This is a genomic window from Actinoplanes sp. NPDC048791 (genome assembly GCF_040650095.1).
In the GTDB taxonomy this organism is placed as follows: Bacteria; Actinomycetota; Actinomycetes; order Mycobacteriales; family Micromonosporaceae; genus Actinoplanes.
Genome location: NZ_JBEZGQ010001383.1, coordinates 1 through 1,814 on the forward strand (window position 1 = coordinate 1; position 1,814 = coordinate 1,814).

Below are 1,814 nucleotides of genomic sequence, written 5' to 3' on the forward strand. Positions count from 1 at the left end.
GCGCCGGGCGGTGCCCAGCAGCAGCGTCGCGTCCGGGGTCTCTTCCGTGTCCTCCACGCCGCCGGCCAGCGCCTGGGCGGCGATCGCAGCCGCCGTGCGCAGGCCCTCGGCGTGCTCCAGGCGCTGCACCTCGGCCCGCAGGTCGTCGTCCTCGCCGGGCTGCGGGTCGACGCGGTTGATCTCGTCGAGACCCAGGGTCAGCAGGTCGGCCTCCTGGTTGCGCTCGCGGGCATGCCGGCGGCGGTCGGCCAGATCCTCGACCACGGCCCGCCAGCGGGTGAACGCCTCGCGGTAGCTCTCCAGCAGCTTCTCGTGCCCGGGACCGGCGAAGCGGTCCAGCGCGGCCCGCTGCTCGGACGGGCGCAGCAGGCGCAGCTGGTCGGACTGCCCGTGCACGGCGACGACCTGCTCGCCGACCTCGCTGAGCATGGCCACCGGCATGCTGCGGCCACCGACGTGCGCGCGCGACCGGCCCTCGATGGTCACCGTGCGGCTGAGCAGCACCGAGCCGTCGTCGTCCATCTCGCCACCGGCGTCGGTGATGCGGGTCTGCACCGCGTCGCCGAGCGTCCCGGCGAGGCGCAGGCGGCCCTCGACCACCGCCCGGCCCGGATCCGCGCGGACCCGCCCGGCGTCGGCGCGACCGCCGAACAGCAGCCCGAGACCGGTCACCACCATCGTCTTGCCGGCACCGGTCTCACCGGTGATGGCATTCATGCCCGTAGTCAGCCTCAAGGTCGTGTCGTCGATGACGCCGAGCCCGGTGATGCGCAGTTCCTCCAGCACAGGGCGAACAGTATCGGTGCCCACCGACAATTGCCCACCGAGCCCGGTCAGCCGTCAGCGGCGGTTGCCGCGCCAGCCGTCGACCGGCAGGGCGAACTTGGCCACGAGCGTGTCGGTGAACGGGCGCGGGTTGAGCCGTACGAGTCGGACGGGCAGCTCCCCGCGCCGCACCGTGACCTGCGCACCCGGCGGCAGATCCCACGTGCGCCGGCCGTCGCAGCAGAGCACCGCGAACGACGTGTACGGATCGACGGTGATCACGAATGTCGAGGTGGGAGCGGTGACGATGGGCTTGCTGAACAGGGCGTGCGCGCTTATCGGCACGAGCAGCAGGGCCTCGACCTCGGGCCACACGACCGGGCCGCCGGCCGAGAACGCGTACGCCGTGGAGCCGGTCGGTGTGGCGCACACGACACCGTCGCAGCCGTACCGGGACAGCGGCCGCCCGTCCACGTCGACGAGCAGCTCGAGCATCTGCGCCCGCTGGCCCTTCTCGACGCTGACCTCGTTGAGCGCCCACGAGTCGGCGATGAGCCGGCCGTCGTACTCGGCCCGGACGTCCAGGGTGAGCCGTTCGTCCACCTTGTAGTCGCCGGCGACGATCTCGCGCACGGTCTGGTCGATGTTGTTCAGCTCGGCCTCGGCCAGGAAGCCGACCTTGCCGAGGTTGATGCCGAGCAGCGGCGCCTTGGCCGGCCGGGCGAGCTCGGCGGCGCGCAGGAGGGTGCCGTCACCGCCCAGCGCGAAGACGATCTCCACACCTTCGGCGGCCGTGGGGTCGTCGACCGGCGTGACGCCGGGCGGCAACTCCAGGTCGGCGACCTCCTGGGCGATCACCCGTACCTCGAAACCGGCCGCGACCAGGTCGCGGGCGACGGTCTGGGCATGCTGGGTGCTCTGCCGGCGGCCGGTGTGGGTGACCAGCAAGGCGGACCGCGTCACGAATCCTCCATCAGGGGCGAAACCGGCGTCGATGCCGGCCCGGCGGAGGCTACCGCGCCGGACGGGCCGGCGGCGACCACGTCGTG

The 1,814-nt window shown here is 73.0% G+C and carries 2 protein-coding genes; both read right to left on the reverse strand.

What is annotated here, in order from left to right:
• Positions 1-786 (reverse strand): AAA family ATPase (locus tag AB0C29_RS46565; protein ID WP_360834553.1); only part of this gene is annotated, 786 nt, incomplete at its 3' end.
• Positions 787-840: 54 nt separating this feature from the next.
• Positions 841-1,728 (reverse strand): NAD kinase, encoded by an 888-nt coding sequence (locus AB0C29_RS46570; protein ID WP_360834555.1) that lies wholly within the window; start codon positions 1,726-1,728, stop codon positions 841-843.
• Positions 1,729-1,814: the final 86 nt, after the last annotated feature.